Raw genomic sequence first — 26,361 nt, 5'->3', positions numbered from 1 at the left:
AGTCAACGATGACGATGACACAGACCCGCCCGCCTGAGAGGGCGGAGCAGCGGCCGACGGAGCCTCCCTCACCGCGCAGGAAGCGGCGGCGGCTCGGCAGCGATCTGGCCGGCTGGGGGTTCGTGCTCCCGGCCATGGTGATCGTGCTCGGGCTCTCCCTCTTCCCCGCCGTCTGGGCGCTGGTGCTGTCGCTCCAGGACTGGAACGGGTTCGCGACCCCGGAGTTCATCGGGACCGACAACTACAGCCGTCTGATGTCCGACTCCGAGTTCTGGGATGCGGTCGTCCACACGGGCCTCTATGTCGCGCTCTTCGTCCCGGCCTCCGTGCTGGCGGGTCTGTTCCTCGCGGTGGCTCTGAACCGCAAGATCCGCTTCATCGGGTTGTACCGGACCGCGATCTTCGTGCCCTTCGTCGCCTCCGCGGCCGCCACGGGCATCCTCGCCTCGTACCTGTTCAGCCCGCAGTACGGCCTGGCGAACAACGTGCTGCGGGCCGTGGGCGCGCCGCCGCAGGGCTGGCTGGAGGACCCGTCGCAGGCGATGGTGGTCGTGGCGATCATGTCGCTCTGGGGTCAGGCCGCCTTCACGACCGTCATCTACCTCGCCGCCTTGCAGGACATCTCGCCCGATCTCCTCGAGGCGGCGCGGATCGACGGCGCCTCCCGGTGGCAGACGTTCTGGCGGATCGTGTGGCCGGAGCTCGGCCCCATCACCGTGTTCGTCACCATCTGGCAGACCATCGGGGCCCTGCAGCTCTTCGACCTCGTCTACACGACCACCCGAGGCGGGCCGCTCGACGCCACGAAGACGATCGTCTACTTCCTGTGGGAGAAGGCCTTCCACAGCCTGGAGTTCGGTTACGGCTCGGCTGCGGCGTACGTGCTCTTCGCCGTCACCGTCCTCATCACTGCCGCCATGGTGATCTACACCAGGCGCCGGAACACGGAGGCCTTCTGATGACCACGGCTCCCGACCGCACCCGTCCCGAGGTCCGCTCGTCGGCTCCCCGGCGCCGGGTCCGCATCAGCGGCTGGCACTTCGTGCTCGCTCCCCTCGCGCTGATCTTCGTGATCCCGTTCGCCCAGATGCTCTTGGCCTCCTTGTCGCCGGCCAGCGAGCTCGTGAAGTTCCCGCCGCCCTTCATCCCCTCCAGGCTGACGCTGGATGGGTTCATCCAGCTGTTCGCGACCACCGACATCCTCCGCTGGCTGCTGAACAGCACGATCGTGTCGGTGATCGCGATCATCGGCCACGTGATCTTGTGCTCACTGGCCGGGTACGGATTCGCCCGCCTCAAGTTCCGGGGCCGCAACATGGGGTTCTTCCTCATCGTCGCGACGATCATGATCCCCACGCAGCTGCTCATGATCCCCACCTACGTGCTGTTCTCGCAGATCGGGATCATCAACACCCTCGCCGCCGCGTTCGTGCCGTGGCTGGCCTCGGCCTTCGGGATCTTCCTGATGCGGCAGTTCTTCCTCACCCTGCCCGTCGAGCTCGAGGAGGCGGCGGCGCTGGATGGCGCGAACCGCCTACAGATCTTCCTCCGCGTCGTGCTCCCGCTCGCCCGGCCCGCCATCGCCACCCTCGCGATCTTCACACTCCTGAGCTCGTGGAACGACCTGATCTGGCCGCTCATCGCGATCAACGACGACACGGCGTTCACGGTGCAGCTCGGGATCGCGAACTTCCAGGGCGCCCGGCGCACCGACTGGTCGCTCCTCATGGCGAGCAACGTGATCGCCACGCTCCCCCTCGTGCTGTTCTTCCTGTTCGCCCAAAAGCAGTTCGTGGCGACCATGACCATGTCGGGACTGAAGGGATGACCGCGAACGTCGTGGTCGCGGGAGACGCGAACCTCGACCTCATCCTCCGCGGCGACACCGTGCCGCGCTTCGGACAGGCGGAGCAGCTGCTGTCGTCGGCCGACCTCGTGCTCGGGTCGAGTGCGGGCATCGTCGCCGCCGGCCTGGCGCGGCTCGGAGTGTCCACCTCGCTCGCGGCGCGGGTGGGAGACGACGTGTTCGGCGCGCGGACGGTGGAGCTGCTGCGATCGGCGGGTGTCGACGTCTCGCGGGTGCGGGCCGTCGACGAGCCCACGGGGCTGTCGGTGATCCTGTCCACGCCGGGCGACCGCGCGATCCTCACCCTCACGGGCGCGCTCGCCACCCTGACCGGGGCGGACGTGCTCACGGCCGCGTCGGAGGCGGACCACGTGCACGTCGCCTCCTTCTTCCTGCTGCCCGCGCTCGCGGAGGAGCTGCCCGCTGTGCTCTCCGAGCTCCGGGCGCGGGGCGTGACGACGAGCTTCGACACGAACTGGGACCCTGCGGAGCGGTGGGAGGGTGTCGCGGAATGCCTCCCGCACGTCGACGTCCTCCTGCCGAATGCCGCCGAGGCGAGGGCGCTGGCCCGCGCGATCGGCGAATCCCCCGCCGACACGGAGGATGCCGCCCGCCTGCTGGCGCGCCGCGGTCCGTTGGTCGTGGTGAAGGACGGCGCGCGGGGCGGCTTCGCCACCTCGGGCGACGCGATCGTGCGGGCCCCGGGCCTGACGGTCGACGTCGTCGACACGACCGGTGCGGGCGACAGCTTCGACGCCGGGTTCCTCGCGGCTTGGCTCCGACGGATGCCGCTGGCGGAAGCGGTGCGCTGGGGTGCGGTCGCGGGCTCCCTGTCGACGCGCGCGGCCGGCGGCACGGGCGGGCAGGCCACCGCCGAGCAGGTGGAGCAGGCGGCACGGTGATCACCTGCCTCGGACTGGCCCCCGCTCTCGACATCACCTACGGCCTCCCGTCAGCGCGCCTCGGCGCGATCCACCGGCCGGACTGGCAGCTGTCGCTGCCCGGGGGCAAGTCGCTCAACGTGGCTCGAGCGCTCGCGCTGCTGGGTGCGGAGGCGTGCGCGATCGTGCCCGTGGGCGGCGCGACGGGCGAGGAGCTGGTGGCGTCTCTCGGGTTCCTCGGCGAGGACGGTCGCACGCGGATCGACGTCATCGAGACCGGCGTCCCGACCCGGCGCTGCATCACGATCGTCGACGGGGGCGCGGGCGAGCTCACCGAGATCTACGAGAATGCGCCGCCGATCCCCGACGACGCGTGGGACGAGATCGTCGCTCGCGTCGCCACGGTGACGGAGGGCTGGCTGGCGGTCTCAGGGTCCGTCCCCGAGCACCGGATCTCATCACTCGCCGCGCAGCTCGCCCTCGCGACCGAACGCGGCGTGCAGGTGGCGCTCGACGTGCGCCAGGACGTGCTGGATGCCGTCTTCGCGGTGTGCCGGCCGGCCCTGGTGAAGGTCAACCGCTCGGAGGCGGCCGACGCCGTCGGCACGGGCTCCACCCCCGAGCTCGCTCATCGCCTCCGCGTGCGCGGAGCCGGGATCGCGGTCGTCACCGACGGCGCGGACGGCAGCGTCGGCGAGGACGACCGGGGCGTCTGGCGCGTCCGGGCCCCGCGGGGCGGCATCTTCACGGTCGGCGCGGGCGACTCCTTCCTCGCCGGCCTGCTCCACCGCCTCTCGGCCGGGGCCCCGCTCGACACCGCCCTGCGCACGGCGTCGGCCGTGGCGGGTGCGAATACGCACGAGCCCGGCGCCGCGGTCTTCGACCCCGCCCGCGCAGCGTTGGCGGAGTCAGCCGTGTCGGTCATTCCCGAAGGGGCTTGACGACCCGGTCGAACATCGCGAAGAGGGGCGCGAGATCCTGATCGTCTGAGGCGGCGCGGCACGCCTCATCGTTGACCGCGCCGCTGACGTCGAGCCAGTCGAGCCGCCAGCCTGCATCGCGGGCGATCCGATCCCACATCCACCGCTGGGTGCGGCCGTTGCCCTCACGGAACGGGTGGATGTAGTTGAACTGGTCGTAGTGGTGCGCGAGTCGGGCGATGAACGTCGTCCGACCCATGCCTCGGAGGTCGTCGTCGGCCCGTAGGTCCTCCGCGGCGAAGCCTGCGGCGCGCTCGACCATCGAGACGGGAACGAAGTAGCCCGCGCCCTCCACGTTCTTGCGGATGTCGACCGTGCGCAGCTCCCCCGCCCAGCCGTACACGGGGCCGAATAGGAAGCGATGGATGGCCCGCAGCTCAGCCAGGTCGCCGGTCGGCGGCGGAGGTTCGGCCGCGAGACGCAGCATCCGAATCGGCACGAGGTCGCCTTCGACCGCATCCAGCTCGGCCTTGGTGACGGCACCGACCAGGTTCCTCAGAACACCCGTCGCGGGGTCGATGTACGGATCGACGAACTCAGGCAATCCCGTAACGGGCCCGGACCCGCGCCTCGAGCTCACCGAGATCGATCTCGCCGGCGACGTAGTCGTCAGTGTCGGCCTTCGTCTCCGCGCTGGTCGGCAGGCCCTCCATCTCACCGGCGTGGATGGCCTCGGCCACCTGGCGCTCACGCTCGGCACGCTGAGCAGAAGTCAGGGTCGTGATCGACACGGTCCACCTCCTTCTGCTGAGGTGCCCCATTCTACCGGCTGGACGGCTGCCCGGACAGGCTCTGCGGCGTCGTCTCGAACCGCAGGCGAAGACGAGAGAAGCCGCCCGGAGGCGGCTTCTCACTTCGGTGGAGCTAAGGGGATTCGAACCCCTGACCTTCTCATTGCGAACGAGACGCGCTACCAACTGCGCCATAGCCCCGCGGTCGCGTGCGCGACAGCCCAGACAGTCTACGTCTCAACCGGCCCTCGGCGCCAATCCGGGCTCGGTGCGCGCGGCGAGGCGGCTCCCCCACCGGCCCAGGAGCATCACCGACACCGTGAGGAGCACGCTGCCGAGGATGGCGAGCGGGAGGCTCATGAAGAACTGGAGCACGAGGAGGGGCGGGATGAAGGCCAGCACGGCGGCGATCGCGATGACGGCTCGCGGCGGCGTCGGGCCCACCTCGCGCGGCGCCTCCCAGCGACCGACGAGGAACGACAGCCCGTAGAGGGCGACGAGGGTCAGCACGAAGAGCACCGGACGCGACCACCACCACGCGGGGCTGGCGGGCGGCGGGCTGATCGCGGGGACGAGCAGCATGAGACCGGTGATCGCGAGGATCACGGGCAGGTGCCAGAGGTAGATCGTCATGAGCCGCGAGCCGACGAGGAAGACGATGCCACGGGCGACGTGCGTGTTCATCAGCGCCGCCAGCGCGGGGCGCAGCAGGCGTAGGGCGCAGGTCTGCGAGATCGCCAGCGCGATCAGCGGGAGCGTCGGCGGGTTGAGGTTGGTGAGCATGTCGGGCGCATACGGACCCCACATCGTCATCGGGATGAGGGTCGCGAAGGCGACGAGCCCGATGATGGCCAGCGTCCACCAGCGGCGGGCGGCGAACCAGCCGTCGGCGTACCAGAAGCCGATCTGCTGCACGAGCAGCCAGACGAAGAACAGGTTGATCAGCCCGATCGCCTGCACACCGCTGGCGTACCGGACCGTGTCGACGAGGATGGCGCCGGCCAGCAGCACGACGAGGGTGGCGCGCGGAGCCGTCGCGTGCATCCGCACCATCACGGGCACGAGCGACTGGCAGAGGATGTACGCCGCGAGGAACCACAGCGGCGAGGCCGCACCCACCACGGCCACGTCGACGATCGCGGGGTCGACGCCGAGCAGCTTCGCGCCGCCGATCACCACCGCGTAGAAGATGAACAGCGGCAGCGCCGGCTGGGCCAGCCGCAGCACTCGGCTGCGCACGTACTCCTCCGCCGTGCCGCCGCGCCGGGTGAGGCTCCGCCAGGCCGTGAGGGAGGCGAAGCCGCCCACCACGAAGAACAGCGGCATGATCTGCCCCACCCACGTGACCGGCGCGAACCACCACTGCGCCTCGAGCGGACGCGAGATCTCGAGCCCGCCATCCGGACCGAAGCCCACACCCACCATGAGCAGGTGGATGACCACCACGAGCAGCACGCAGAAGACGCGCGCGAGGTCGAGCGTCAGGTCGCGCTTCGAGAGGTCGATCGACGAGGCGGACGAAGCGACCTTCGTCGGTCGGCTCGTCGCGGTCGGCGGGGCGGCGTCGTCCATGAGGTCATCCTACGAGGGCGCGCTCACACGCCACGTTTCGCCATACCCAGGTGGTTTCGCCACACCGGTCGACGTGGCGAAACCACTTGAGCATGGCGAAACGTGAGAGAGGCGGATGCGCGGGTCAGCCGGCGCGACGGCGGGCGAGGATCTCGTTGAGGTCGAGCTCGGGGCGCACATCGTCGACGATGCCCATGTGCGCGAAGCGCGACGGGGCCGTCCGCGCGGGGCGCGCCGCCGGAGCGGCGGGCGACTCCTCGACGTCCGCCTCCGCCTCGGCCTCCTCTGCCTCGAGGCGACTCCGCAGGGCGTCCTCCGCGGCGGCGGCGGCGCGCAGCAGCGACTCCTGGTGATCGACACGCCGCACTCGGGGCACCGCGGTCGACACGGACGCAGCGGCGGGAGCGGGCGCCGCCTGCTCCTCCTCGACGGCCACCGCCACCGCTTCCTCGACGTCGGCGAGGTACCGCGGCTTGGGCAGCGCGATCGGCGTCCAGGTCGAGCGGTGCTCCTCGACGTCGGGCAGCACGAGCTCGGGCATCGGCTCATCGGCGACGTCGTCGTAGACGTCGGCCATCGTGACGGGGGCGCTGGAGGATGCGGGCGCGGGCAGGCGCAGACGGCGCCCGGCGCGCGACAGCCGCCCGAGCACGACGATGCTGAGCACACCCACGACCATGCCGAGGACGGCGATCGCCCAGGCGCCGGTGTAGACGGCCTGCATGCTGCCGAGCACCGAGCAGATCAGCGACACGACGAGCACGAGGCTCGCGACGGCGCGCGTCCGGCGCAGGCGGTCGGCGGCACGGATCGCGGCGGGCACGGCCTCCGCCTCGGCGCGCTTCAGCAGCCGCTGCTGCTCGTGCACCGTGCGGGCGTTCACCTCGAGCCGCACCTCGTCGGGCATCTCGGACGTCTCGGCCAGGATGCGCAGCGTCTGCTGCAGCCGGACGGCGTTGCGCTCGGTGGCGAGGTACTGCCGGCTGCGGAACCACGAGGGCAGGAGGTAGACCAGCCACAGCACGGCGGCGAGGGCGATGACGAGTCCGCCTCCCAGCCAGTCCGTGCTCATGCCGACAACGGTATGGCCGATCCGGTGCTGTTCTCATGACCTCCGGGCGCGTGTCGAGGAAGCGTGTCCGAAGACGCGGGGAGTTCGACCACGAGACGCGCTCCGGCCGCCGTGGTGTCGGCCGCGACCGACCCGCCGTGAGCCTCGACGATGGAGCGCACGATCGCGAGCCCGAGGCCCGTGCTCCCGGTCCGTCGCGACCTCGATCCGTCGGCGCGGACGAAGCGCTCGAACAGCTCGGGCACGAGCTCGGGCGGGAAGCCCGGCCCGTCGTCGGCCACGATCAGCCGCACCCGCTCTCCGCCGACGACGGTCTCGACGGTCGTGGTGACCGTCGTGCCCGCGGGCGTGTGCACGATCGCGTTCGAGAGCAGGTTCGCCACCACCTGGTGCAGCCGCTCGTGGTCGCCACGGACGAGCATCGGCTCCTCGGGCACGTCGGCCACCCAGTCGTGGTCGGGTGAGGCCGCCCGCGCGTCGCTCACGGCGTTCGCGACGACCTCGGCGAGGTCGACGTCGTCGATGCGGAGGTCCTGGCCCTCGTCGAGCCGGGCGAGCAGGAGCAGGTCGTCGACGAGCGACCCCATCCGGCTCGCCTCCGCCTCGATCCGCTGCAGCGAGTACTCGGTGAGCTCGGGCAGGTCACCGCTCTCCTGGCGGGTCAGCTCGGCGTATCCGCGGATGGCAGCGAGCGGGGTGCGCAGCTCGTGACTGGCGTCGGTGACGAAGCGCCGCATCCGCCGGTCGGTCTCGCCGCGCACCACGAAGGCACGGTCGACGTTGTCGATCAGCAGGTTGAGCGCCGCTCCCACCTGCCCCACCTCGGTGCGCGCGTCGGTGTCGGCAGGATCGACCCGCTGCGCGATCGACACGTCCTCGGTGGCGAGCGGCAGCGCCGCCACGGTGGACGCCGTCTGGGCGACACGGTCGAGCGGACGGAGGGCGAGCCGCACCACGATCAGGACGCCGACGACGGTGACGAGCAGGGCGAGCACGCCGAGCAGCACCATCACGATCGTCTGCTGCATGATCGCCGCCTGGGCCACGCTCAGGGAGACCCCCGCGACGAGGGTGGAGCCGTCGGGGCGCGTGTGCACGTCGATGCGGTAGTCGCCGAGCCCGGGCACGTCGACGGCGCGGCGCCCGTCTCCCTGTGCGGCGGCATCCTGCACCGCGGCCGCCGCTGCCGCATCGAGCGCGGTCGCATCCGCGTCGCTGAAGGAGGCCGACTCGACCACGGCGCCGTCGTCGAGGTAGGCGATGATGGTGCCCGGTCCGAGGCCGACGTACCCCGTCATGGGCTTCGAGTAGCCCGATCCGCCGCGGCTGCCCGGGCCGAACTTGTCGACGGAGTGCTCGAGCGCGGCCGCCGACCCGGTGAGCTGGCTGTCGACCACCGTCGTCACCGACGAGCTGAGCGTCGCCACGTAGCCGGCGCCGATGACGGCGAGCACGGCGGCGACCACGACGGTGACGCCGATCGTGATCCGCGCGCGGAGCGTCAGCGGCGAGCGCCCCCGACCCCTCTCCGTGCTCACGTCGTGGCTCGGAGCACGTAGCCGACCCCTCGGACGGTGTGGATCATCTTCGGTCGGCCGAGGTCGATCTTCTTGCGGAGGTACGAGACGTAGAGGTCGACGATGCTGGCCTTGCCCGCGAAGTCGTAGTTCCACACCCGGTCGAGGATCTGCGCCCGCGTGAGCACACGGCGGGGGTTGCGCATGAAGTAGCGCAGCAGCTCGAACTCGGTGGTGGTGAGCGAGATCTGGTCGCCGCCACGGGTCACCTCGTAGCTCGCCTCGTCGAGCACGAGATCGCCGACCTCGATGCGCGTCACCTCGAACGGCTCGGACTGCGCCGTGCGCCTCAGCAGACCCCGGAGGCGCGCGACGAGCTCCTCGAGGCTGAACGGCTTGGTCATGTAGTCGTCGCCGCCGGCGGTGAGCCCGACGATGCGGTCGTCGATCGAGTCGCGTGCCGTGAGGAAGAGGGTCGGGGTCGAGTCGCCGCTCTCGCGCAGCTGCCGCAGGATCGAGACGCCGTCGATGTCGGGGAGCATGATGTCGAGCACGATGAGGTCGGGCCGTGACGCCTCGTACAGCGCCAGCGCCTCGCGTCCGTCGGCGGCCACATCGACGACCCAGCCCTCGTATCCGAGCGCGAGGCTCACGAGGTTGGTGAGCACGGGCTCGTCGTCGACCAGCAGCACCCTGATCGGGGTGCCGTCGGGGCGGCGGATGCGCGGCAGCTTCGCCAGCACGGCGCGCCGCTTGCCGGGATCCGGCAGGGTGCCGGCGTACTCGGAGGGCGGCGGGATCGTCACCACCCGATTATCGGATAGCCGCGACCGGTCCATCGGGGCGGGCGGCGCCTTTCATGGAGACCTCAAATGTTCCGTGGTCCCGCGGAGGCGACGCGAAGGCGCGACCTCAGCCGCGCGACTCGAGCCGAAGCGGCTGAGCCGCGGCGACACGATCCGCCTCCGGCACGGAGCCCTGCCCCGCAGGCACGTCGCCCGACGTCCACCGCTTGAGCACGCCGACGGCGAGCTCCTCGCGCACGAGCGCGAAGCAGAAGTGGTCGCGCCAGTCGCCGTTGATGTGGATGTACCGGCGCCGCAGGCCCTCGTACCGGAATCCCAGCTTCTCGACCACGCGCAGGCTGGGCCCGTTCTCCGGGCGGATGCAGATCTCGACGCGGTGCAGGCCCACGGAGTAGAAGCAGTAGTCGGTCGCGAGAGCGACCCCCGTGGGCGTGATGCCCTTGCCCGCGAACCGCTCCGACACCCAGTACCCGATGCTGGCCGAGGCGACCGATCCGTAGCTGATCGACGAGACGTTCAGCTGCCCGGCGAGCTCGCCCTGCCACTCCAGCACGAACGGCAGGCCGAGCCCCGCCCGCGCGTTGGCCAGCAGCGAGCGGATGCTCGTCCTCGTGTCGAAGGACGACGGCCCGTGCGGGCTGGTCGCCTCCCAGGTGCGCAACCAGGAGCGGTTCTCGATCAGCTCGCGCTCCAGCGGGCGCGCATCGCGCACGCGGATCGGACGGATCGAGATGGGACCGTCGCTCAGGGTCGGTATGAACATCGCTCGAACACTACAGCGTCGTCGCTCGGTTGCCGCGGCAGCGTCTGCCCGCGTCTACAGACCGGCGACGAAGTCCTTGAGCCACGGGCGGAGGTCGGGGCCGAGGTCGTCGCGATCGCTCGCGAGCTGCACGATGGCCTTGATGTAGTCGAGCTTGTCGCCGGTGTCGTACCGGCGACCGCGGAACACCACACCGTAGACGCCGCCCGCGATCGAGTCGTCGTCGGCCAGGGTGAGCAGCGCATCCGTCAGCTGGATCTCGCCGCCCTTGCCGGGCGGGGTCTTCTCGAGGATGTCGAAGACCTCGGGCTGGAGGACGTACCGGCCGATGACGGCGAGATTCGAGGGCTGGGAGCCCTGCTCCGGCTTCTCGACGAGCCCGGTGACCTTGACCACGTCGTCCTCGTCGGTGGCCTCGACCGACGCCACCCCGTAGAGGTGCGTCATCGACGGGTCGACCTCCATGAGGGCGATGACGGTGGCCTGCTTGGCCTCGGTGACCTCGAGCATCCGCTTCAGCAGCTCGTCGCGGGCGTCGATGATGTCGTCGCCGAGCAGCACCGCGAAGGGCTCGTTCCCGACGTGCATGCGCGCGCGGAGGACGGCGTGGCCCAGGCCCAGCGGGTCGCCCTGGCGCACGTAGTGCATGTCGGCGAGCGCGGTCGACTCGTTGACCACGCGGAGCATCTCGCCCTTCCCCTTCTGCTCCAGGGTGGACTCGAGCTCGTAGACCCGGTCGAAGTGGTTGTCGATCGCCGTCTTGTTGCGCCCGGTCACCACGAGCACGTCGGAGAGCCCCGCGTCGACGGCCTCCTCCACCACGTACTGGATGGCCGGCTTGTCGACCACCGGCAGCATCTCCTTCGGCATGGCCTTCGTGGCCGGCAGGAACCGGGTGCCGAGGCCCGCCGCGGGGATGACCGCCTTGCTGAGTGGTTTCGCCATGCGACCCAGCGTATCGACGATGCGGCCCGGGAGGAGACCCTTGCCGAAACACCCGCGTCACACTGCCCGCCTAGACTCTCCGGTATGACGGCAGACGTCACCGATACCAAGCGCGCACTGCGCGCCGAGCTCCGCGAGCGACGACGGACGCGGACCTCGAAGCAGGTCGACGAGGCCACCGAGGGCTTCACGCGCAACCTGATCGCCGTCGCCGACACGTACGGGGCGCAGACGATCGCCTCCTACCTCTCCTCCCCCACCGAGCCCAACACGCGGCCGTTCCTCAACTGGGCCGTCACCGGCGGCCGGCGCGTCCTGCTCCCCATCGGCCGCACCGACGGCCTGCTCGACTGGACCGAGGGTGATGGGCAGTCCGAGACGGAGGGCCTCAACGGCGTTCCGGAGGCGGTGGGCGAGATCCTGGGCCCGATCGCCATCAACGATGCCGACCTGATCGTCGTGCCCGCATCGGCCGTCGATGGCCGCGGCATCCGCATGGGCTGGGGACGCGGCTACTTCGACCGCACCCTCGGGTCGATGGAGCGCTGCCCTCCCGTTTTTGCGCTGGTGTTCGACGATGAGATCCTTGACGAGGTCCCGCGGGAGGTGCATGACGCTCCGGTCGACGGGGCCGTCACACCCACCAGGATCGTGCGCTTCTCGCACTGAACGCCCGCGGAGACCAGCCGTGCCCACGTATTCGTATCGCTGCACCGAGTGCGGCAACGCCTTCGACATCCAGCAGTCCTTCACCGACGACAGCCTCACCGAGTGCCCCGCCTGCGGCGGAGTGCTGCGGAAGGTGTTCAGCCCGGTCGGGGTGACCTTCAACGGGTCGGGCTTCTACCGCACCGACTCGAGGGCCTCGTCGTCCAGCGGATCGTCCTCGAACGGATCGGCGTCGGGCGGCTCATCGAGCTCCGGCGCGGGGTCGTCGTCGGGGACGGGCTCCTCGTCTGGCGGCTCCAGCTCGTCGAGCGGGTCTTCCTCGAGCGGTTCGTCATCGAGCGGATCGTCGTCGAACGGCAGCGGGTCCTCCTCCGCTTCCTGACGACCCTCCGTAGGCTGGACCCCATGTTCAAGGGATTCAGGGAGTTCATCCTCCGCGGGAACGTCATCGACCTCGCCGTCGCCGTGGTCGTCGGTGCCGCCTTCACCGCAGTCGTCAACTCGATCGTGACCAACCTGATCAACCCCCTGATCAGCGGATGGTTCAACGCCAGCGACCTCGACAACGCCCTGGTGGTGCAGTTCGGCGAGGCGCAGATCAAGTTCGGCGCCGTGCTGGGTGCGATCCTGCAGTTCCTCATCGTCGCGGTCGTCGTCTACTTCGCGTTCGTGCTGCCCATCAACCACCTCAAGAAGATGGCGTTCTCGCTGAAGAAGACGCCGGCCGAATCCCTTCAGGAGGAGAAGGAGGAGCTGCCGCCCACCGAGACGGAGCTGCTCATCGAGATCCGCGACCTGCTCGCGCAGGGCCGCCCCTCGGCCGACCAGCCGACCGGCGCCACGAGCGCGGCGAGCTCGGTCACGGTGACGGATGCGCCGCCGCACGGGAGGCACGGCGGCTCCGCCACCTCCTGATGGCGGCTACCAGTGCGGGGGGACGTCGCGCCTGAGGCGCTCGTCGTTCTCCGATCCGCGGGTGGAGGGCGCGACGTCGTCTGCGTCCTCCGCCGCGCGCACCGGGACCTCCCTCGGGAGGTCCTGAGGCGTCGGGTCGCTGCCCGGCACGGGATCGGTGATCACGCGACGGCGACCTGCGCGTCGGATGCGGGGCTCGTTCACCCCTCGATCCTGCCGGATTCGGATCAGATCCGGCTGATCGGGCCCGTCGCCATCGCGTCGGATTCGACCAGCGACAGCTCGCGCACACCCAGCACCGAGGAGATACGCGCGGCGACGCCCTCGGGATCGGAGAACAGCTCGAAGCTGTGCACCCGGAGGTAGTGCCACCCGAGTCGGCGCAGCATGTCGGGCCGGAGGCGCAGCGACTCGCGGAGGCTCGCGGAGTGCACCACCGCATCCGTCTCGATCGCGATGGCGCGCTCGTCGTGCGAGGCGACCAGCGTGAGCTTGCCGCGGTGCTCGAACGCCACCGCCAGTCCGCGGTTGCCGAGGCGACGCGCGAGGTCGATGAGCAGGGCGTCGCCCGGGCTCGAGAAGGTGTCGGGCGTCGGACCGCTCTCGGCCTCGGTGAGGATCTGCCGGAGCGCGACGACCCCGTAGTTCATGCGGTCCTCGTCGATGTCGGCCGGGGTGAAGCAGCTGACGATGTCCATGGATCGGCGGGCCCTCGTCATACCGACCGCGAGCAGTCGCTCGCCACCGGGACGAGCGAGCCCGCCGAAGTTGGTGAGCACACGACCGTGGGCGGTCTTGCCGTACCCGATCGAGAAGATGACCCGGTCGCGGCTCTGCGCGACCGACTGCTCGAGGGTCGCCACCATGAACGGCTCGGCGCGCTCCTTGAGGATGAAGTCGGCCAGGTCGCTCCGCTTCGCGAACGCCGCGAGGACGGCCTGCTGGAGCCGCACCGCGTGCTTCGACGAGGCGGTGATGACCATCAGCGACTCGCGAGGGTGGTGGATGGCGTGATCGAGCACGAGGCCGACCACCTTCTCGACCTCGGCGTCGACGCTCTCGACCGCACCCGACTCGGGATCGGGCATCCCGCCACGACCCTCGACGTAGTGCAGCGCGAGGCTGCCGTGCCCGAGGTAGGTGCCGGCCCACGGCAGCGAGTCGATCTTCCCACCGTAGAAGCGGTGATTCACGAGCTCGGCGAGGTCTTCGCCACCCGCACGGTAGCTGCGGGTGAGCGACAGCGTGGGCACGAGGTCGGCGAGCTGCGCGAGCGCCGAGTCGGAGTGCAGGCCCTCGACGGTGGCGGCGTCGGGCACCGCCCGCTGCTCGTCGACCGACCGCACGGCGGTCTCGAAGTACGACGGCGTCTGGGTCACCGGGTCGCCGAACGCGACGATCTGACGGCCACGACGGATGGCGGGCACGTTCTCGGCGAGCGTCGTCGCGCCGGCGTCGACCAGCACGACCGTGTCGAACGCGATCGAGTCGCTGATCTGCGGCACCTCGTACGGGGAGGCCAGCCACACGGGCGCGAGCGCCTTGGCGAGATGCGGCGCGGTGCGCTCGAGCGCGACGCTCGTCACGTCGTCGGAGCGCAGCATCGTCTTGAGGCCCGCGGCCTCGTCGGGGTGGTCGACGATGCCGACGCTCCACGTCTCGGCGAGCTGCCACGCGAGGAGCTGCCCGTTCATCGAGGCGTGCGCCTCGTCGACGAGGCGGAAGTCGCCCTCGAGGCGGTCGAGCACCGCGGTGTTCGCGCCGAGCAGGGCACGATCGGACGCCAGCATCGACTCGAGCACCGACTGCCACCAGGCGAGCTCGAGCTCGTCGGGGATGGCCGACTCGGGCACGTGCCGGTTCGAGAGGTCGACGAGGAGGGCGTCGAGGTCGAGCTCGCGCAGCGAGTCGAGCAACTCCATGCGCTCCTGCAGGTTCGCCATGACCTCCGACTCCTCGGCAAGGCCCTCGATGCGCTCGATGAGCTGCTCGATGGGGAGGTTCGACAGCTCCTTGCCGGTGCCGACGAGGCCCAGCGGGATGTCGAGGAGTGCGAGGTCTTCGGTGACGCGCTGGAACGCCATCTGCACCTCGTTGATGCCGACGGGGATCTCCGGCGGGATGCCCGCGGCGGCGAACCGGTACCAGAGCGTGCGCTGCTGCTGGATGCGGCGGAGCGCGGCGTTGACGTCGGTGACGTGGACTCCCGGTCGCACGTACTCGCGCGCGAGGGCCTTGAGGCGGCGACGCGAGGTGGACGACATCTGCGGCGCGTCGCGGCGCGCGGAGGTCGCGGCGATGAGGTCGGTGAGCGAGCGGTCGAAGACCACGGGCTGGAACTTGTCGAGCGTCTCGCGGAGGTCGGCGAGCAGCCTGAGGTAGACGCCCAGCTCGTTGATGGTGGAGAACGGCCGCATGCGGGTCTGCCCGATGAGCTCGTACGCCCCGGTGAGCAGGCTCGGGAGATCGTGGTGGCTGAGCCGCTTCGCGACGTCGTGCGTGCGATGGGCGTCGTCGCCCGAGGTGAAGGACGCGCCGTACCACGGGGAGTCGTCGGGGCCGTAGCGGAACTGCCCCAGCTCGGCCGCCTTGCTCAGGATGCGGGCGGCCTTCGCGCGACCCGTCGCGAGCGCCTCGAGGGCCGACCGCTCGAGGCGCGCGGTGGTCTTCGGCGGGTTCTGCAGCAGCGACAGGCGCGCCAGCTCGCGCAGAGCGTCGAGCACCGACACCTTGAGCAGCGGATCGACACGCGACATCGAGGTGCGGTAGTCGAGCAGCACGGCGCGCAGGCGCACGAGCGCGTCGTCGATGTCGGCGACCTGCGGCGCCTCCGACTTCTCGTTGCGGGCGATCGACTTGATGAGGTCGCGGCGCAGAGTACGGGGCGAGACGGCGAGGCCCGGGAGGCCTACGTCAGACAGGCGGCGGTCGATGCCGGTGAGGCTGAGCCGCCGGGGGCTCACCACGAGCACGCGCTTGTTCTGCCCCACGAGAGCGCCGATGGCGTTCACGATGGTCTGCGTGCCGCCGGTGCCGGGCAGGGTCTTCACCACGAGCGAGTTGCCCGCGGCGATCTGGCTGATGACGTTCTCCTGCTCGCTGTCGGCGTCGAGGAGGAGAGTGTCGGTCGAGGGCGCGCGGTGGTCCTGCGGCGCCGGCTCGGCCGGGTGGAAGCCGTCCTGCACGGCGCGGCGGGCGGTGAGGTTCCCGGCGATCGCGTCGAGCACGGGGTGCTGGATGGCGCGCGCATCCGCTGCCATCGCGCTGGCGACGTCGGCGAAGGTCGAGACGACGAGGCGCGGATGCACCGAGAACCACGGCAGGTGCGAGGTGAGGCCACGCAGGCGGTCGATGACCGGCTGCGGCTTGAACACGCCCGACTGCTCGGCCAGTTCGACGAAGGTGCGCTCGTCGACCGAGATCTGGAACTGTTCGGCGAGGGCGCGCACGAGCTCGGGGTTGACGTAGGCGCGGCCGCGGAGCTTGAGCTCGAAGTCGCGACCGTACCGGCGCACCGAGATCGGGCGCAGCAGCACGGGAGCGCGGAAGGAGTCGTCGTCGGTGCGCCACTCGGCGAGGCCGATGGCGAGGTGCACGGCGTCGATGCCGCGCACCGAGCGCAGCTCGACGCCCTTGTCGGTGATGACACCGGCCGCGAGACGGGCGTTGCGCAGGGCCAGCTCGTCGCGGATGAGGTTCGACAGCAGGGTCGCGTTGCCCGTGATGAACTGCGCGAGCCCACCCGGGTGGGTGGTGGAGAGCTCGATCCGGGACCGCGGGGAGTCGTCGAAGTGGATCAGCGGGCTCACGCCGCCGAGCTGTGCGATCTCGGCCCGCCACTCCTCGCGGCTAGGGTCGACGAGGCTCTCGGTCGTGAAGACCTGACCCAGGGGAATCTCCGACGACGACGCGCCGTGACGACCCCAGGCCGTCTCGGCAGCGTCGGTCGCGGACGTCAGGTCGTCCGCGTCTCGTCTCTTATCGGCGCGCCACACACGGTCACCATAAGGTCGAGCCCTCGTCGATCAGCGGAAACTCGCCGGATTTCGCCACATTCCCCTCGTCTGGGTGCCCGCATCCGTCCGGATCGGAATACCTCGCCCTCCACGGGCGCTGTACAGAGGGTCATGACTCAGCTCTCCGTCCTCGACCTCATCCCGGTGCGCGCCGGCCAGACCACGGCTCAGGCCGTGGCGGCGAGCGTGTCGCTCGCCCAGACCGCCGACCGCCTCGGCTACACGCGATTCTGGGTCGCCGAGCATCACAACATGCCCGCGGTCGCGTCGACCACGCCGTCGACCCTCATCGCGCACCTCGCCACGGCGACCGAGCGGATCCGCCTGGGTTCGGGCGGCGTCATGCTGCCGAACCACGCGCCGCTGGCCGTCGCCGAGCAGTTCGCGCTGCTCGAGGCGATGCACCCCGGTCGCATCGACCTCGGGATCGGACGCGCCCCCGGCTCCGATCCCGTCACCGCGTACATGCTGCGCGGCCGTCGCGGCCCAGCCGATGCGGATCCCGCCGCCGACTTCCCCAGCGACGTCGAGACCGTGGCCGCCCTGCTCGGCTCCGACCGGGCGCCCGCGTCAGCGCCCTTCGGCGACGAGCAGCCCGGCGTGGGCCTGAACATCCGTGGCCGCAGCTACGAGCTGCGGGCGACGCCCCGCTCGACGAGCGCGCCCGAGATCTGGCTGCTCGGATCGAGCGACTACAGCGCGTCGCTCGCCGCGCAGCTCGGTCTCGCCTTCGTATACGCCAACCACTTCGGCGCTCCGGGCATCGACCGCGCGCTCGACCTGTACCGGTCGGGCTTCCAGCCCTCCGAGGCGCTCACCGCCCCGAAGACGTTGCTCACGGTCAACGCGTCGGTCGCGGAGGACGCTGAGGCCGCCCGCCTGGCCGCGCTCCCCCAGCTCATCACGATGGCGCGTCTGCGCACCGGCGGCACCCTCGGGCCGCAGCTGACGATCGACGACGCCCAGGCCACGGCGCTCACCGCGGCCGAGCAGGCCTCGATCGCCGAGCAGGAGGCGCGATGGATGATCGGCGAGCCCGCCGACGTCGCCGACCGCATCCGCCAGGGCGCTGAGCGCTACGGCGTCGATGAGGTCATGGTGTCGCCCGCGGGTGGCGCGTGGGCCGCGCAGCCCCTCACCTCCACCCCGGCCCGCGAGCGCTCGCTCGCGCTGCTCGCCGCAGAGCTGCTGGTGTCTGCCAAGCTGACCGCATGAGCGACTTCAACACCCGCATCATCGAGGAGTTCCGCGCGAACGGCGGCACGGTCTCGACCGCGGGCTTTGGCAGCGATCTGGTGATCCTCCACTCCGTCGGGGCGAAGAGCGGCGCGGTGCGCGAGAGCCCCGTCCTCGCCCTCCGTCAGCCCGACGGGTCGTGGTTCATCGCCGCGTCGAAGGCCGGCGCGCCCGACAATCCCGCGTGGTACCACAACCTCGTCCACACGCCCGAGGCCTCGCTCGAGGTGCCCGGAGACACGGGCGTCGAGAGGGTCGACGTCGTCGCCGAGGTGCTCGCCGGAGCCGAGCGCGATGCCGCGTGGGCGCAGTTCACCGAGCGGTCCGAGGGCTTCCGCCAGTACGAGGAGCGCGCGGCCGGCCGCGTGATCCCCGTGGTGCGCCTGACGCGCCGCTGAGCGTCCCGCTGATCCTGCTCCCCGGCCCGTCGGCCCGACGGCGCGGATACCCGCTCGTCTAGGCTGGGCTCGATGAGACTGCTGCTGATCAGACACGGGGAGACGCCGGAGAACGCCCGAGGGGAGATCAGCTCGGAGTACCCGGGACCGGGACTGACCGAGATCGGCGAGCGCCAGGCCGCCGCGATCCCGCAGGCTCTCGAGAGCGAGCCGATCTCGGCGATCTACGCCTCCACCCTCATCCGCACCTCGATCACCGCGACCCCGCTCGCGACGCACCGTGGTCTGCCGATCGAGGTCGTCGACGGCGCTCAGGAGATCTACGCGGGCGTGTGGGAGCACCGCACCGACAAGGAGGCCTTCCGCGGCTACCTCGAGCCCATCGTGGCGTGGTGGCACGACCGGTCGGCCCGGATCGAGGGCGGCGAGGACGGCCACGGCTTCTTCGCCCGCTTCGACGGCGCCGTCGAGCGGATCGCGTCGGAGCACTCCGACGACCAGACCGTGGCGCTGTTCAGCCACGGCGCCGCCATCCGCGTGTGGAGCGCCGGCACGGCCGAGAACCTCGACGAGGAGAGCTCCGCGGGGCTGCGGCTCGACAACACCGGCATGGTCGTCATGGAGGGATCGTTCCGCTCCGGATGGCGCATGACGCACTGGTCGGAGCAGCCGATCGGCGGGGCCGCGCTGGCCGACGGCCATCCCGATCCCGGTGGCGAGGGCGACATCGCCGACTGACCGTCTCGGCTCCCTCCGGAGCGCAGCTACGAGTACCGCGGATCGCGCGCGTCGCGCCACGAAGTGCCCCGGCCGGATGTTAGACAGGATCGGTGCGGGGCGCGAGCGCGCCCCGATCCCGACAGGACAGGTCCCATGCCCCATCCCCGACGTCGTGCGGGTGCGCGCCGAGGTGCCGGCCGATTCGCGGCCGCGATCCTCGCCACGCTGTCGCTGACCATCGGCGCCACGGTCATCGGCGCCCCCGCCTACGCCGCCGACTACCCGAGCTGGGACGACGTGCAGAACGCACGGGCGAGCGAGGGCGCCAAGCAGGCGGAGATCGACCAGATCACCGCGCTCATCGCCGACCTTCAGGCGAAGGCGGCCGCCGCTCAGGCGCTGGTCGAGCAGCGCACGTCCGAGGCCGACGCCGCGCAGACCGCGCTTACCGCGGGCCAGGCCAAGGCCGACGCGCTCTCCGCCTCGGCGGCGCAGTGGCAGGCCAAGTCGGATGCGGCGAGCCGCCAGGCGGCTCTCTTCGCGGCCGACTTCGCCAAGACCGGTGGCCCCAGCGTCACCTCGGTGCTCATCGGCAGCAACGCCGCGCAGGCCGACGAGGTGCTCGCCAAGCTGAGCTCGATGGGGAAGCTGACCGAGACCATCAACGGCATCTACGCCGAGGCGAAGCAGGACAGCAACACCGCGCAGTCGCTGTCGGCGCAGGCCGACGTGGCGAAGCAGGAGCTGACGCAGCTCCAGCAGGCCGCAGAGGACGCACTCGAGCAGGCGGCACAGGCTCAGCAGGCGATGATCGCCGCGCTCACCGAGCAGAACGCGCACGAGGCCGAGCTGCAGGCGCAGTTGACCAGCCTCCAGCAGAACCTCGCCACCACCGAGCAGCAGTACCAGGAGGGCGTCGCTGCTGCGGCGGCCGCCGCCGCTGCAGCTGCCGCGGCCGCCGCGGCGGCGGCCCATGGCGGCGGACAGTCGGTGGGACCGGTGTCGTCCGACGACCAGTCGCTGGCGCAGGAGCTCATGGGATATGTGGCGTCCGGCCAGTTCCACGGCTCGTACCCCGACCACATCTTCGAGATCGAGTGGATCGCCGAGGGCAAGACGGTGCCGAACTGCACCATCGACACGTCGATCCTGCAGGCGATGGTGGCCGCGGTGCGCGCCTTCGGCAGCGCCGGCGTCAGCGACATCAGTCGGCGCTGCACCGGGCAGATCGAGGGGGCGGGGAACCGCATCCGCGCACTATCGCGATGGTGGCGGCCACGCCGTCGACTTCACCTCGGTGGGCGGCTCGGCCACGACCGGCGCGAACTCGGCCTCGCTGCAGCTCATCGACGTGCTGAACGGTGTGATGCCGAGCGGATCGCGCGTGGGTCAGGCCAACTGCCGCCGCAGCGCGGGCACGAGCGACAGCTGGAGCAACTTCACCCAGTTCGACGACACCTGCAACCATCTGCACATCGACGACTTCTAGCGTCGACGTCGACCACGGATGCGGCGCCGAGGCTCAGGCCGCGGCGCTCAGGCCTGCGGCGCCGGGGAGATGTTGACGAGCCAGTCGACGCCGAACCGATCGGTGAACGAGCCGAAGCTGTCGCCCCACGGGGCCTTGGCGAGCGGCTCGCCGATCGTGCCGCCCTCGGAGAGCCCCTCATAGAGACGGGTCAGCTCCTCCTCGTCGTCGCCGAACAGCGAGACGGACAGAGCGTTGACGCCGCGCGAGTACTCCATGCGGTTCGGGACGTCGGCCGCCATGAGGATGAGGCCCGACGGCATGATGAGCTGAGCGTGCATGATCTTGTCGGCCTCAGTGGGATCGTCGCTCACCCCGAACTCGGAGTACCGGGACATGGTGAGGTCGCCGCCCGTCACCGAGTGGTAGAACTCCATGGCCTCCACCGTCTGGTCGCGGAAGTTGAGGTACGGACTCAGCGTGATGGTCATGGTGGGGCTCCTCGCCGTCGATGGTGCAGCCAGAGTAGCGAGCACCACCGGCGCGCGGAAGGCTCGCCCCCTGGCGAGCACCGTGGTTCGGTGCCAGCCTGGGCAGCATGACCCAGTCCCCTCAGGCAGACCTCGACCACGGCGACGGCAAGGGTCCCGGCGGCCGCATCGTCCTGCTCGCGCTGGTGGCGGGCGCGGCGGGCCTGATCGTGCTGCGGCGCCGATCCGCGGCGAAGCGCAAGCGCAAGGAGCGCGCCCGCGACGCACGACTGCGCCTGCACGGCATCGACGTCGAGCGCGCCAAGCGCCTGCGCAAGGGCCTGGGGCGCGCGTCGACCCAGGTCGCGCTCTCGCAGCGCCGTCTCAAGCACTCCCTCACGGGCGACTGAGCCGCTCAGAGCGCATGGCGTCACGTCCCTCCCGCTCCCTGCGCCCGGTCGAGCTGCTCGCCCTGGCCGGCGCGATGGCGGTGTTCACCGGGCTCGCCGTCGGCCTGGTCACCCGCGAACCAATGCTCGCGCTGCTGTTCGCGCTCGGGGTCGCGGTGGTCGGGGTACTGGTGCTCGGAGTGCTGGCGCTCGTGATCGGCGAGCACCGCCGCGGGTGACCCGTGACCTGACCGGTGCCGGTCGGGCCTCAGACGATGCCGGAGCTGTCGAGCAGCGTCCCGATGAGATAGGTGGCCGCCAGCGCGAGACCACCGCCGATGACCACCCGGAGTGTGGCGCGCACCACTCGCGCCCCGCCGATCCGCGCCGCGACCGCCCCCGTGACGGCGAGCGCCACGAGCACGGCCACCACGGTGACGGGGATCCGCCAGTCGGGCGGGGGCAGCAGGATGGCGAGCATCGGCAGCACGGCGCCGCAGAAGAACGCGAGGGCGGAGGCGGCGGCGGCCTGCCACGGGCTCGCGATGTCGTCCTGGTCGATGCCGAGCTCGGCCTCGAGGTGGGCGGTGAGCGGATCGTGGTCGGTCAGCTCTCGCGCGACCTGCCGCGCCGTCTGCTCGCTGAGCCCCTTGTCGCGGTAGAGGGCGGTGAGCTCCTCGAACTCGATCTCCGGATCGGCCGCGAGCTCGCCCTCCTCCTTCGCGATGAGCGCCCGCTGGTTGTCGCGCGCGCTCGACACCGACACGTACTCGCCGAGCGCCATCGAGATCGCGCCTCCGACGAGCGCCGCGACCCCCGCCGTCGCGATGGGAGCGAGCTCGGGGGTGGCGCCCGCGACGCCGACCACCACGGCGGCCACCGAGACGATGCCGTCGTTGGCCCCGAGCACCCCGGCCCTCAGCCAGTTCAGGCGGGCGGCCATGCCTCCCACGTGCGGCTCGCCGGGATGCTTCGGATGGTCGAGGGCGCTCGTCACGAGCACATCATGTCAGGTGCGGGCGACCGTCAGTACTCGATCCGCCCATGACGGTCGTGGAACTCGCCGGTCGGCCCGTCCGGTGCCACCGTCGCGAGCGCGACCGTCGCATCCGTGCCCTCGGTGACGGTCTGGTGACCGCTGTACCCGTTGAACTCGGTCGACGTGTAGCCGGGATCGCTGGCGTTGACCCGGAAGCCCGGCAGGTTCTTCGCATATTGCACGGTGAGCGCGATCACGGCCGCCTTCGAGGCCGCGTAGGGCACGGCGAGCACCGGGTGCTCGTCGCGCCCGGCGGCCCGCAGGGCACGGGGCCAGCCCACGCCCGACGCCACGTTGACGATCACCGGATGCGCCGACTCCCGCAGCAGGGGAAGCGCGGCCTGCGTGACGCGCACGATCCCGACCACGTTGGTGTCGAGCACCGTCTGCATCGCGTCCGCGTCGAGATCGTCGAGCGAGTACGAGGAACCGAGGATGCCGGCGTTGTTGACGAGCACGTCGAGCGCGGGGATCTCGCGCATCGCCGCCTCGACGCTGCCCTGATCGGTGACGTCGAGCTGCAGCACGTGAGCGCCGAGCTCGCGGACGGCGTCTCCCGCCGAGGGATCACGCATCCCGGCGTAGACGGTGTGGCCGGCCTCGACGAGGCGGCGGGCGGTCTCGAGCCCGAGACTGCGATTGGCTCCGGTGATGAGTGTGTTCGTCATGGTTCGATGCTCCGCCCCGTGACCACACACACCCAGGCCCCGGTCGACGGTGGGACCAGCGGTACCAGGGTGCGGGCGGAGGCGCGGGGCAGGATGGACGCATGGACGAGTTCGCGAGTGTGCTGCGGGCGTGGCGCGACCGCGTCGACCCCGTCGAGGTGGGGCTTCCCGCGGGTGGCGCGCGTCGCGCGCCGGGGCTGCGCCGCGAGGAGCTGGCGGCGCTCGCCGGCGTGAGCGTCGACTACATCGTGAGGCTCGAGCAGGGGCGCTCCACCCATCCGTCACCCCAGCTGCTCGGGGCGCTGGCGAACGCCCTGCGGCTGACACCGGAGGAACGCGACCATCTCCACCGGATCGCCGGCGTCGCCCCTCCCCCGCCCACGGTTGTCCCCCGACTCGTCACGCCGGGCGTGCAGCGTCTGATCGACCGGCTCGGAGACGTGCCGCTCGGCGTCTTCTCCGCGACCTGGGACATCCTGCTCTGGAACGATCTGTGGGCCGCGCTCACCGGTGATCCGAGCGACCGACGGGGGCTCGACGCGAACCTGGTCTGGCGCCACTTCACCCTCGGGCACGCCGGGACCGAGTTCGACGAGCTCCACGAGGAGGAGTTCTCGGCCGACCTGGTCGCCGATCTGCGGATGGCGGTGGGCCGGTACCCTGCCGACGCACGTCTCGCCGACCTGGTCGCCCGGCTGCGCACGGTCTCCCCCGACTTCGCCGAGCGCTGGTCGATCGCCCGCGTCGCCGAGCACCGCTCGAGCCGGAAGACCGTGACCGACACCCCGGTCGGGCGCATCACGCTCGACTGCGACGTGCTCACCGTCCCGGGCGGCGATCTCCGGATCGTGGTCTACACCGCGGTACCGGGATCCGAGGACGCATCCCGCCTCGACCTCCTGCGGGTCACCGGCCTCCAGAGGCTGCACGCCGCCGGGGTGGAGCAGAGCGGCTGACGCTCACTCCGCCATCGTGGCGCGCATCTCGATGGCGATCTGCGAGGCGTCGAGGTTGGCCAGCGCGGTCTCGAGCACATCCGCGTCGAAGGTCCCGTTGTCGCGGGCATCGAGCAGAGCGGCGCGCTGAGCGGCGATCAGGTCGAGCTGGTACTGCTTCGCCCGCTCGAACGACTCGGCGCTGCGCTCGCCGTCGACGGGGGGCCTCTCGATCGACTCCCCGCTCGTGCGCATTAACTCGAAGAGGCGCGATCGCTCCTCGTCCGCCTGCCGGGCGACGGCGGCCTTATCGGTCTGCGGCGCGATCCGCTTCAGCAACGGTCCGATGGTGCCGCCCTGCACGAGCAGCGACAGCACCGCCACCGCGAAGGCGATCAGCACCAGCACCGGCCGTTGCGGGGTGCCCTCCGGCAGCGTCTGGGCGGCCGCCACGGTGACCGCCCCGCGCATCCCGGCCCAGACCACGGCGGTGCCTTCGCGCCACCCGAGCGGAGCGCGGAGGAAGTACTCGACGTCGGCGACCACCTGCGTCACCCGCGAGACGAAGCGCTGCAGATCGCGCTCGGAGCGCGGTCGGCGGCGGTGGTTCACCTCCTCGAAGGTCTCCTTCGCCCCCTCCGGCGAGGTGATCCGCTCCTGCATGCCCTGCACGCGGTCCTTCATGCGGGCCAGTCGCGCCGAGCGCCACGACAGCACCGCCAGCAGCGGCCCGACGTAGACGGCCCGCACCAGCAGCGTGATGAGCAGCGCGCCCGCGGCGATCAGCACCGCGAGGCCGATGCCCGCGTGCTCGCGCTCCACGTCGGCCAGGATCGAGGTGATCTGGATGCCCATCGTGAGGAACACGGCGCCCTCGAGCACGAGCTCGACCGTGCGCCAGTTCTGCGCATCCGACAGCCGGGTCTGCGGGGTGAGGTCGCGCGGGGCCCGGATGCCGGTGACGATGCCCGCCACCACCGCGGCCACGAGACCGGATGCGCCCAGCAGCTCCGCGGGGATCGACGCGAGGAACGGCAGGGTGAACGACAGCACGGTGTTGACCGTCGGGTTCGAGATCCGTCTCCGGAGCAGCAGCCCGAGCAGGGCCGCGAGCCATCCGATGACCACGGCGACGACGACGGAGTAGGCGAACGTGCCGATCGCACCCCAGAACGAGAACGCGGCCGCCGTCGCGACGATCGCGGTGCGCAGCAGCACGAGCGCGGTCGCGTCGTTGAGGAGGCTCTCTCCGTCGAGGATGGCGACGACGCGTTTCGAGACCGACGTGCGCTTGATGATGGAGGTGGCGACCGCATCCGTGGGGCTGATGATCGCGCCGAGCGCGACGCCCCACGCGAAGCCCAGGTCGGGGATCACCAGCATGAAGAACAGCCCCAGTGCGAGCGAGGTGACCACCACGAGCACCACCGACAGCCCGCCGATCGCGCCGAACTCGCGCCGGAAGTTCATCGCCGGCATCGACACCGCCGACGAGTACAGGAGCGGCGGGAGCACGCCCGCGAGGATCCACTCGGGCTCGATCTCGACCGAGGCGAACACCGGGAGGAAGCTCGCCCCGACCCCGGCGAGCACCAGGACGAGTGGCGCCGCGACACCGAGCTTCGGCCCCACGAGGGTGGCGAACGCGATCACCACGAGGGCGACCACGAGGATGACGAGCGTCTCGGTCATGGCGCCAGCATAATGTACTTCGATGCTTGACAGTTAGATATCTAACTGTCATAGTTCTGATCATGGAGTTCATGGACAGCACGCTCGGCCTCATGCGCTGGGTGGGCTTCGCCCAGTTCAAGGCCGCCGAGGAGTGGAACCGCGAGCGCGGCCTCACCCCGGAGCAGGGCCGCACGATCGGGTGGCTGGCCGAGAACCCCGGTGCGATGCAGCGCGACATCGCACGCATGAGCCGCACGAGCGCGGCCAGCGTCTCGAGCCTGCTGCAGGGTCTCGAGAAGCGAGGCCTCGTCGAGCGGCGCAGCGAGGAGGGCGACGACAGAGCGAAGCGTGTGTACGCCACGCCCGAGGCCGTCGCGCTCATCTCGGGCTTCCGCGAGGCGATGCTCGGCATGGAGGACGACATCCTGTCGCCCCTCGACCCCGCCGAGCGCTCGCACCTGCATTCCCTGCTCAGGAAGGTGACGGACGAGCTGCCCCCGCTCACGGAGCGCTGACCCTCCCCCGTCCCTGCCCGCACGCCCCGGCCTCCGCCGCCGCGCGCTCCCCCACGCCCCGGCGCACTGACGCCGCGCGCTCCCCCACGCCACGGCGACCTGCCGTCGCGCGATCCGTCACGCCCGAAAGGAGCTC

At 71.0% G+C, this 26,361-nt stretch carries 30 protein-coding genes, 1 tRNA gene and 1 pseudogene; 15 read left to right on the top strand and 17 right to left on the bottom strand.

Annotated elements, in window-relative coordinates; all coding sequences use genetic code 11:
* Positions 1–14 precede the first annotated feature (14 nt).
* The 4 genes from ACFJGV_RS17845 to ACFJGV_RS17830 are packed head-to-tail and all read left to right on the top strand — an operon-like array spanning position 15 to position 3,668.
* The gene (locus ACFJGV_RS17845; RefSeq protein WP_378145474.1) at positions 15–959 is read left to right on the top strand and encodes a carbohydrate ABC transporter permease; all 945 of its coding nucleotides are present in this window, start codon (positions 15–17) and stop codon (positions 957–959) included.
* On the top strand, positions 959–1,828 hold the full coding sequence (locus ACFJGV_RS17840; protein WP_378145472.1) for a carbohydrate ABC transporter permease: 870 nt from the start codon (positions 959–961) through the stop codon (positions 1,826–1,828). Before ACFJGV_RS17845 ends, ACFJGV_RS17840 begins: the two co-directional genes overlap by 1 nt.
* Entirely contained in the window at positions 1,825–2,748 is a 924-nt protein-coding gene (locus ACFJGV_RS17835; protein WP_378145470.1) for a carbohydrate kinase family protein, read from the top strand. Before ACFJGV_RS17840 ends, ACFJGV_RS17835 begins: the two co-directional genes overlap by 4 nt.
* Positions 2,745–3,668 (top strand): 1-phosphofructokinase family hexose kinase, encoded by a 924-nt coding sequence (locus tag ACFJGV_RS17830; protein WP_378145468.1) that lies wholly within the window; start codon positions 2,745–2,747, stop codon positions 3,666–3,668. Before ACFJGV_RS17835 ends, ACFJGV_RS17830 begins: the two co-directional genes overlap by 4 nt.
* Here the strand turns inward: ACFJGV_RS17830 and ACFJGV_RS17825 are convergent.
* The 9 genes from ACFJGV_RS17825 to galU all read right to left on the bottom strand — a co-directional run bounded on the left by ACFJGV_RS17825 (position 3,649) and on the right by galU (position 11,113).
* Complete coding sequence (locus ACFJGV_RS17825) at positions 3,649–4,251, bottom strand: Fic/DOC family protein (protein ID WP_378145467.1); 603 nt, start codon at positions 4,249–4,251, stop codon at positions 3,649–3,651. The genes ACFJGV_RS17830 and ACFJGV_RS17825 overlap by 20 nt on opposite strands.
* Positions 4,244–4,438 (bottom strand): hypothetical protein, encoded by a 195-nt coding sequence (locus ACFJGV_RS17820; RefSeq protein ID WP_378145466.1) that lies wholly within the window; start codon positions 4,436–4,438, stop codon positions 4,244–4,246. The genes ACFJGV_RS17825 and ACFJGV_RS17820 overlap by 8 nt, the downstream gene beginning before the upstream one ends.
* 128 nt (positions 4,439–4,566) lie before the next feature.
* A tRNA-Ala gene (locus ACFJGV_RS17815) sits at positions 4,567–4,639 on the bottom strand.
* 36 nt (positions 4,640–4,675) lie between these two features.
* Positions 4,676–6,010 carry an acyltransferase gene (locus tag ACFJGV_RS17810; protein WP_378145464.1) on the bottom strand — a complete coding sequence of 445 codons (1,335 nt, stop codon included), beginning with the start codon at positions 6,008–6,010 and terminating at the stop codon, positions 4,676–4,678.
* Positions 6,011–6,134: 124 nt separating this feature from the next.
* Entirely contained in the window at positions 6,135–7,082 is a 948-nt protein-coding gene (locus tag ACFJGV_RS17805; RefSeq protein ID WP_378145463.1) for a hypothetical protein, read from the bottom strand.
* Positions 7,079–8,620: a sensor histidine kinase gene (locus ACFJGV_RS17800; RefSeq protein WP_378145461.1), complete on the bottom strand. Its 1,542-nt coding sequence runs from the start codon at positions 8,618–8,620 to the stop codon at positions 7,079–7,081. The genes ACFJGV_RS17805 and ACFJGV_RS17800 overlap by 4 nt, the downstream gene beginning before the upstream one ends.
* Positions 8,617–9,342, bottom strand: coding sequence for a response regulator transcription factor (locus tag ACFJGV_RS17795; RefSeq protein WP_378148775.1), 726 nt, complete (start codon positions 9,340–9,342; stop codon positions 8,617–8,619). Before ACFJGV_RS17795 ends, ACFJGV_RS17800 begins: the two co-directional genes overlap by 4 nt.
* Before the next feature lie 169 nt (positions 9,343–9,511).
* Positions 9,512–10,168 carry a GNAT family N-acetyltransferase gene (locus ACFJGV_RS17790; RefSeq protein ID WP_378145460.1) on the bottom strand — a complete coding sequence of 219 codons (657 nt, stop codon included), beginning with the start codon at positions 10,166–10,168 and terminating at the stop codon, positions 9,512–9,514.
* A gap of 54 nt (positions 10,169–10,222) precedes the next feature.
* Entirely contained in the window at positions 10,223–11,113 is an 891-nt protein-coding gene (galU, locus tag ACFJGV_RS17785; protein ID WP_378145458.1) for a UTP--glucose-1-phosphate uridylyltransferase GalU, read from the bottom strand.
* Positions 11,114–11,197: 84 nt separating this feature from the next.
* On the opposite strand from galU, the gene ACFJGV_RS17780 reads away from it, so the two are divergent.
* The 3 genes and pseudogenes from ACFJGV_RS17780 to mscL all read left to right on the top strand — a co-directional run bounded on the left by ACFJGV_RS17780 (position 11,198) and on the right by mscL (position 12,697).
* Positions 11,198–11,782 (top strand): 5-formyltetrahydrofolate cyclo-ligase, encoded by a 585-nt coding sequence (locus ACFJGV_RS17780; protein ID WP_378145457.1) that lies wholly within the window; start codon positions 11,198–11,200, stop codon positions 11,780–11,782.
* Positions 11,691–11,894 (top strand): annotated as a pseudogene (locus ACFJGV_RS17775) (FmdB family zinc ribbon protein); the annotation flags it as partial. The gene ACFJGV_RS17780 and the pseudogene ACFJGV_RS17775, both read left to right, overlap by 92 nt.
* Complete coding sequence (gene mscL / locus ACFJGV_RS17770; protein ID WP_378148774.1) at positions 11,894–12,697, top strand: large conductance mechanosensitive channel protein MscL; 804 nt, start codon at positions 11,894–11,896, stop codon at positions 12,695–12,697. The pseudogene ACFJGV_RS17775 and the gene mscL, both read left to right, overlap by 1 nt.
* A gap of 6 nt (positions 12,698–12,703) precedes the next feature.
* On the opposite strand, the gene ACFJGV_RS17765 is transcribed toward mscL, so the two are convergent.
* A complete protein-coding gene (locus tag ACFJGV_RS17765) occupies positions 12,704–12,901 on the bottom strand; it encodes a hypothetical protein (RefSeq protein WP_378145456.1) in 198 nt (65 codons plus the stop codon).
* Positions 12,902–12,924: 23 nt separating this feature from the next.
* Positions 12,925–16,692, bottom strand: a complete 3,768-nt coding sequence (locus ACFJGV_RS17760) for an AAA family ATPase (protein ID WP_378145454.1) — start codon at positions 16,690–16,692, stop codon at positions 12,925–12,927.
* A 132-nt stretch (positions 16,693–16,824) separates the two neighbouring features.
* On the opposite strand from ACFJGV_RS17760, the gene ACFJGV_RS17755 reads away from it, so the two are divergent.
* The 3 genes from ACFJGV_RS17755 to ACFJGV_RS17745 all read left to right on the top strand — a co-directional run bounded on the left by ACFJGV_RS17755 (position 16,825) and on the right by ACFJGV_RS17745 (position 19,085).
* Positions 16,825–17,928 carry an LLM class flavin-dependent oxidoreductase gene (locus ACFJGV_RS17755; RefSeq protein WP_378145452.1) on the top strand — a complete coding sequence of 368 codons (1,104 nt, stop codon included), beginning with the start codon at positions 16,825–16,827 and terminating at the stop codon, positions 17,926–17,928.
* Positions 17,925–18,347: a nitroreductase/quinone reductase family protein gene (locus tag ACFJGV_RS17750; protein ID WP_378145451.1), complete on the top strand. Its 423-nt coding sequence runs from the start codon at positions 17,925–17,927 to the stop codon at positions 18,345–18,347. Before ACFJGV_RS17755 ends, ACFJGV_RS17750 begins: the two co-directional genes overlap by 4 nt.
* A 72-nt stretch (positions 18,348–18,419) precedes the next feature.
* Positions 18,420–19,085 (top strand): histidine phosphatase family protein, encoded by a 666-nt coding sequence (locus tag ACFJGV_RS17745; protein WP_378145449.1) that lies wholly within the window; start codon positions 18,420–18,422, stop codon positions 19,083–19,085.
* 374 nt (positions 19,086–19,459) lie between these two features.
* Here ACFJGV_RS17745 and ACFJGV_RS17740 read toward each other — a convergent pair whose 3' ends face one another.
* Together ACFJGV_RS17740 and ACFJGV_RS17735 are read right to left on the bottom strand one after the other, a co-directional pair.
* Positions 19,460–19,729: a hypothetical protein gene (locus ACFJGV_RS17740; protein ID WP_378145447.1), complete on the bottom strand. Its 270-nt coding sequence runs from the start codon at positions 19,727–19,729 to the stop codon at positions 19,460–19,462.
* Between the two features lie 135 nt (positions 19,730–19,864).
* Complete coding sequence (locus ACFJGV_RS17735) at positions 19,865–20,317, bottom strand: hypothetical protein (protein WP_378145445.1); 453 nt, start codon at positions 20,315–20,317, stop codon at positions 19,865–19,867.
* Between the two features lie 47 nt (positions 20,318–20,364).
* Between ACFJGV_RS17735 and ACFJGV_RS17730 the strand changes: the two genes are divergently transcribed.
* Positions 20,365–20,556 (top strand): hypothetical protein, encoded by a 192-nt coding sequence (locus tag ACFJGV_RS17730; protein ID WP_378145444.1) that lies wholly within the window; start codon positions 20,365–20,367, stop codon positions 20,554–20,556.
* A 47-nt stretch (positions 20,557–20,603) separates the two neighbouring features.
* Here ACFJGV_RS17730 and ACFJGV_RS17725 read toward each other — a convergent pair whose 3' ends face one another.
* A complete protein-coding gene (locus ACFJGV_RS17725; protein WP_378148772.1) occupies positions 20,604–20,972 on the bottom strand; it encodes a VOC family protein in 369 nt (122 codons plus the stop codon).
* Between the two features lie 161 nt (positions 20,973–21,133).
* On the opposite strand from ACFJGV_RS17725, the gene ACFJGV_RS17720 reads away from it, so the two are divergent.
* Complete coding sequence (locus ACFJGV_RS17720; protein WP_378145443.1) at positions 21,134–21,415, top strand: hypothetical protein; 282 nt, start codon at positions 21,134–21,136, stop codon at positions 21,413–21,415.
* Between the two features lie 14 nt (positions 21,416–21,429).
* A complete protein-coding gene (locus ACFJGV_RS17715) occupies positions 21,430–21,633 on the top strand; it encodes a hypothetical protein (protein ID WP_378145441.1) in 204 nt (67 codons plus the stop codon).
* Positions 21,634–21,662: 29 nt separating this feature from the next.
* Here the strand turns inward: ACFJGV_RS17715 and ACFJGV_RS17710 are convergent, their stop codons facing one another.
* Together ACFJGV_RS17710 and ACFJGV_RS17705 are read right to left on the bottom strand one after the other, a co-directional pair.
* Positions 21,663–22,337 (bottom strand): VIT family protein, encoded by a 675-nt coding sequence (locus tag ACFJGV_RS17710; RefSeq protein WP_378148771.1) that lies wholly within the window; start codon positions 22,335–22,337, stop codon positions 21,663–21,665.
* Positions 22,338–22,420: 83 nt separating this feature from the next.
* Positions 22,421–23,101 (bottom strand): SDR family NAD(P)-dependent oxidoreductase, encoded by a 681-nt coding sequence (locus tag ACFJGV_RS17705; RefSeq protein ID WP_378145439.1) that lies wholly within the window; start codon positions 23,099–23,101, stop codon positions 22,421–22,423.
* A 101-nt stretch (positions 23,102–23,202) separates the two neighbouring features.
* On the opposite strand from ACFJGV_RS17705, the gene ACFJGV_RS17700 reads away from it, so the two are divergent.
* A complete protein-coding gene (locus tag ACFJGV_RS17700; RefSeq protein WP_378145437.1) occupies positions 23,203–24,057 on the top strand; it encodes a helix-turn-helix domain-containing protein in 855 nt (284 codons plus the stop codon).
* A gap of 3 nt (positions 24,058–24,060) precedes the next feature.
* Here ACFJGV_RS17700 and ACFJGV_RS17695 read toward each other — a convergent pair whose 3' ends face one another.
* Positions 24,061–25,728 (bottom strand): cation:proton antiporter, encoded by a 1,668-nt coding sequence (locus ACFJGV_RS17695; protein ID WP_378145435.1) that lies wholly within the window; start codon positions 25,726–25,728, stop codon positions 24,061–24,063.
* Between the two features lie 62 nt (positions 25,729–25,790).
* On the opposite strand from ACFJGV_RS17695, the gene ACFJGV_RS17690 reads away from it, so the two are divergent.
* Positions 25,791–26,225 (top strand): MarR family winged helix-turn-helix transcriptional regulator, encoded by a 435-nt coding sequence (locus ACFJGV_RS17690; RefSeq protein WP_378145434.1) that lies wholly within the window; start codon positions 25,791–25,793, stop codon positions 26,223–26,225.
* The last annotated feature ends 136 nt before the right edge of the window (positions 26,226–26,361 follow it).

Origin of the sequence: Cnuibacter sp. UC19_7 (assembly GCF_042699995.1) — a bacterium.
Taxonomy (GTDB): domain Bacteria; phylum Actinomycetota; class Actinomycetes; order Actinomycetales; family Microbacteriaceae; genus Cnuibacter.
This window is presented reverse-complemented; position numbering and strand designations above follow the sequence as displayed.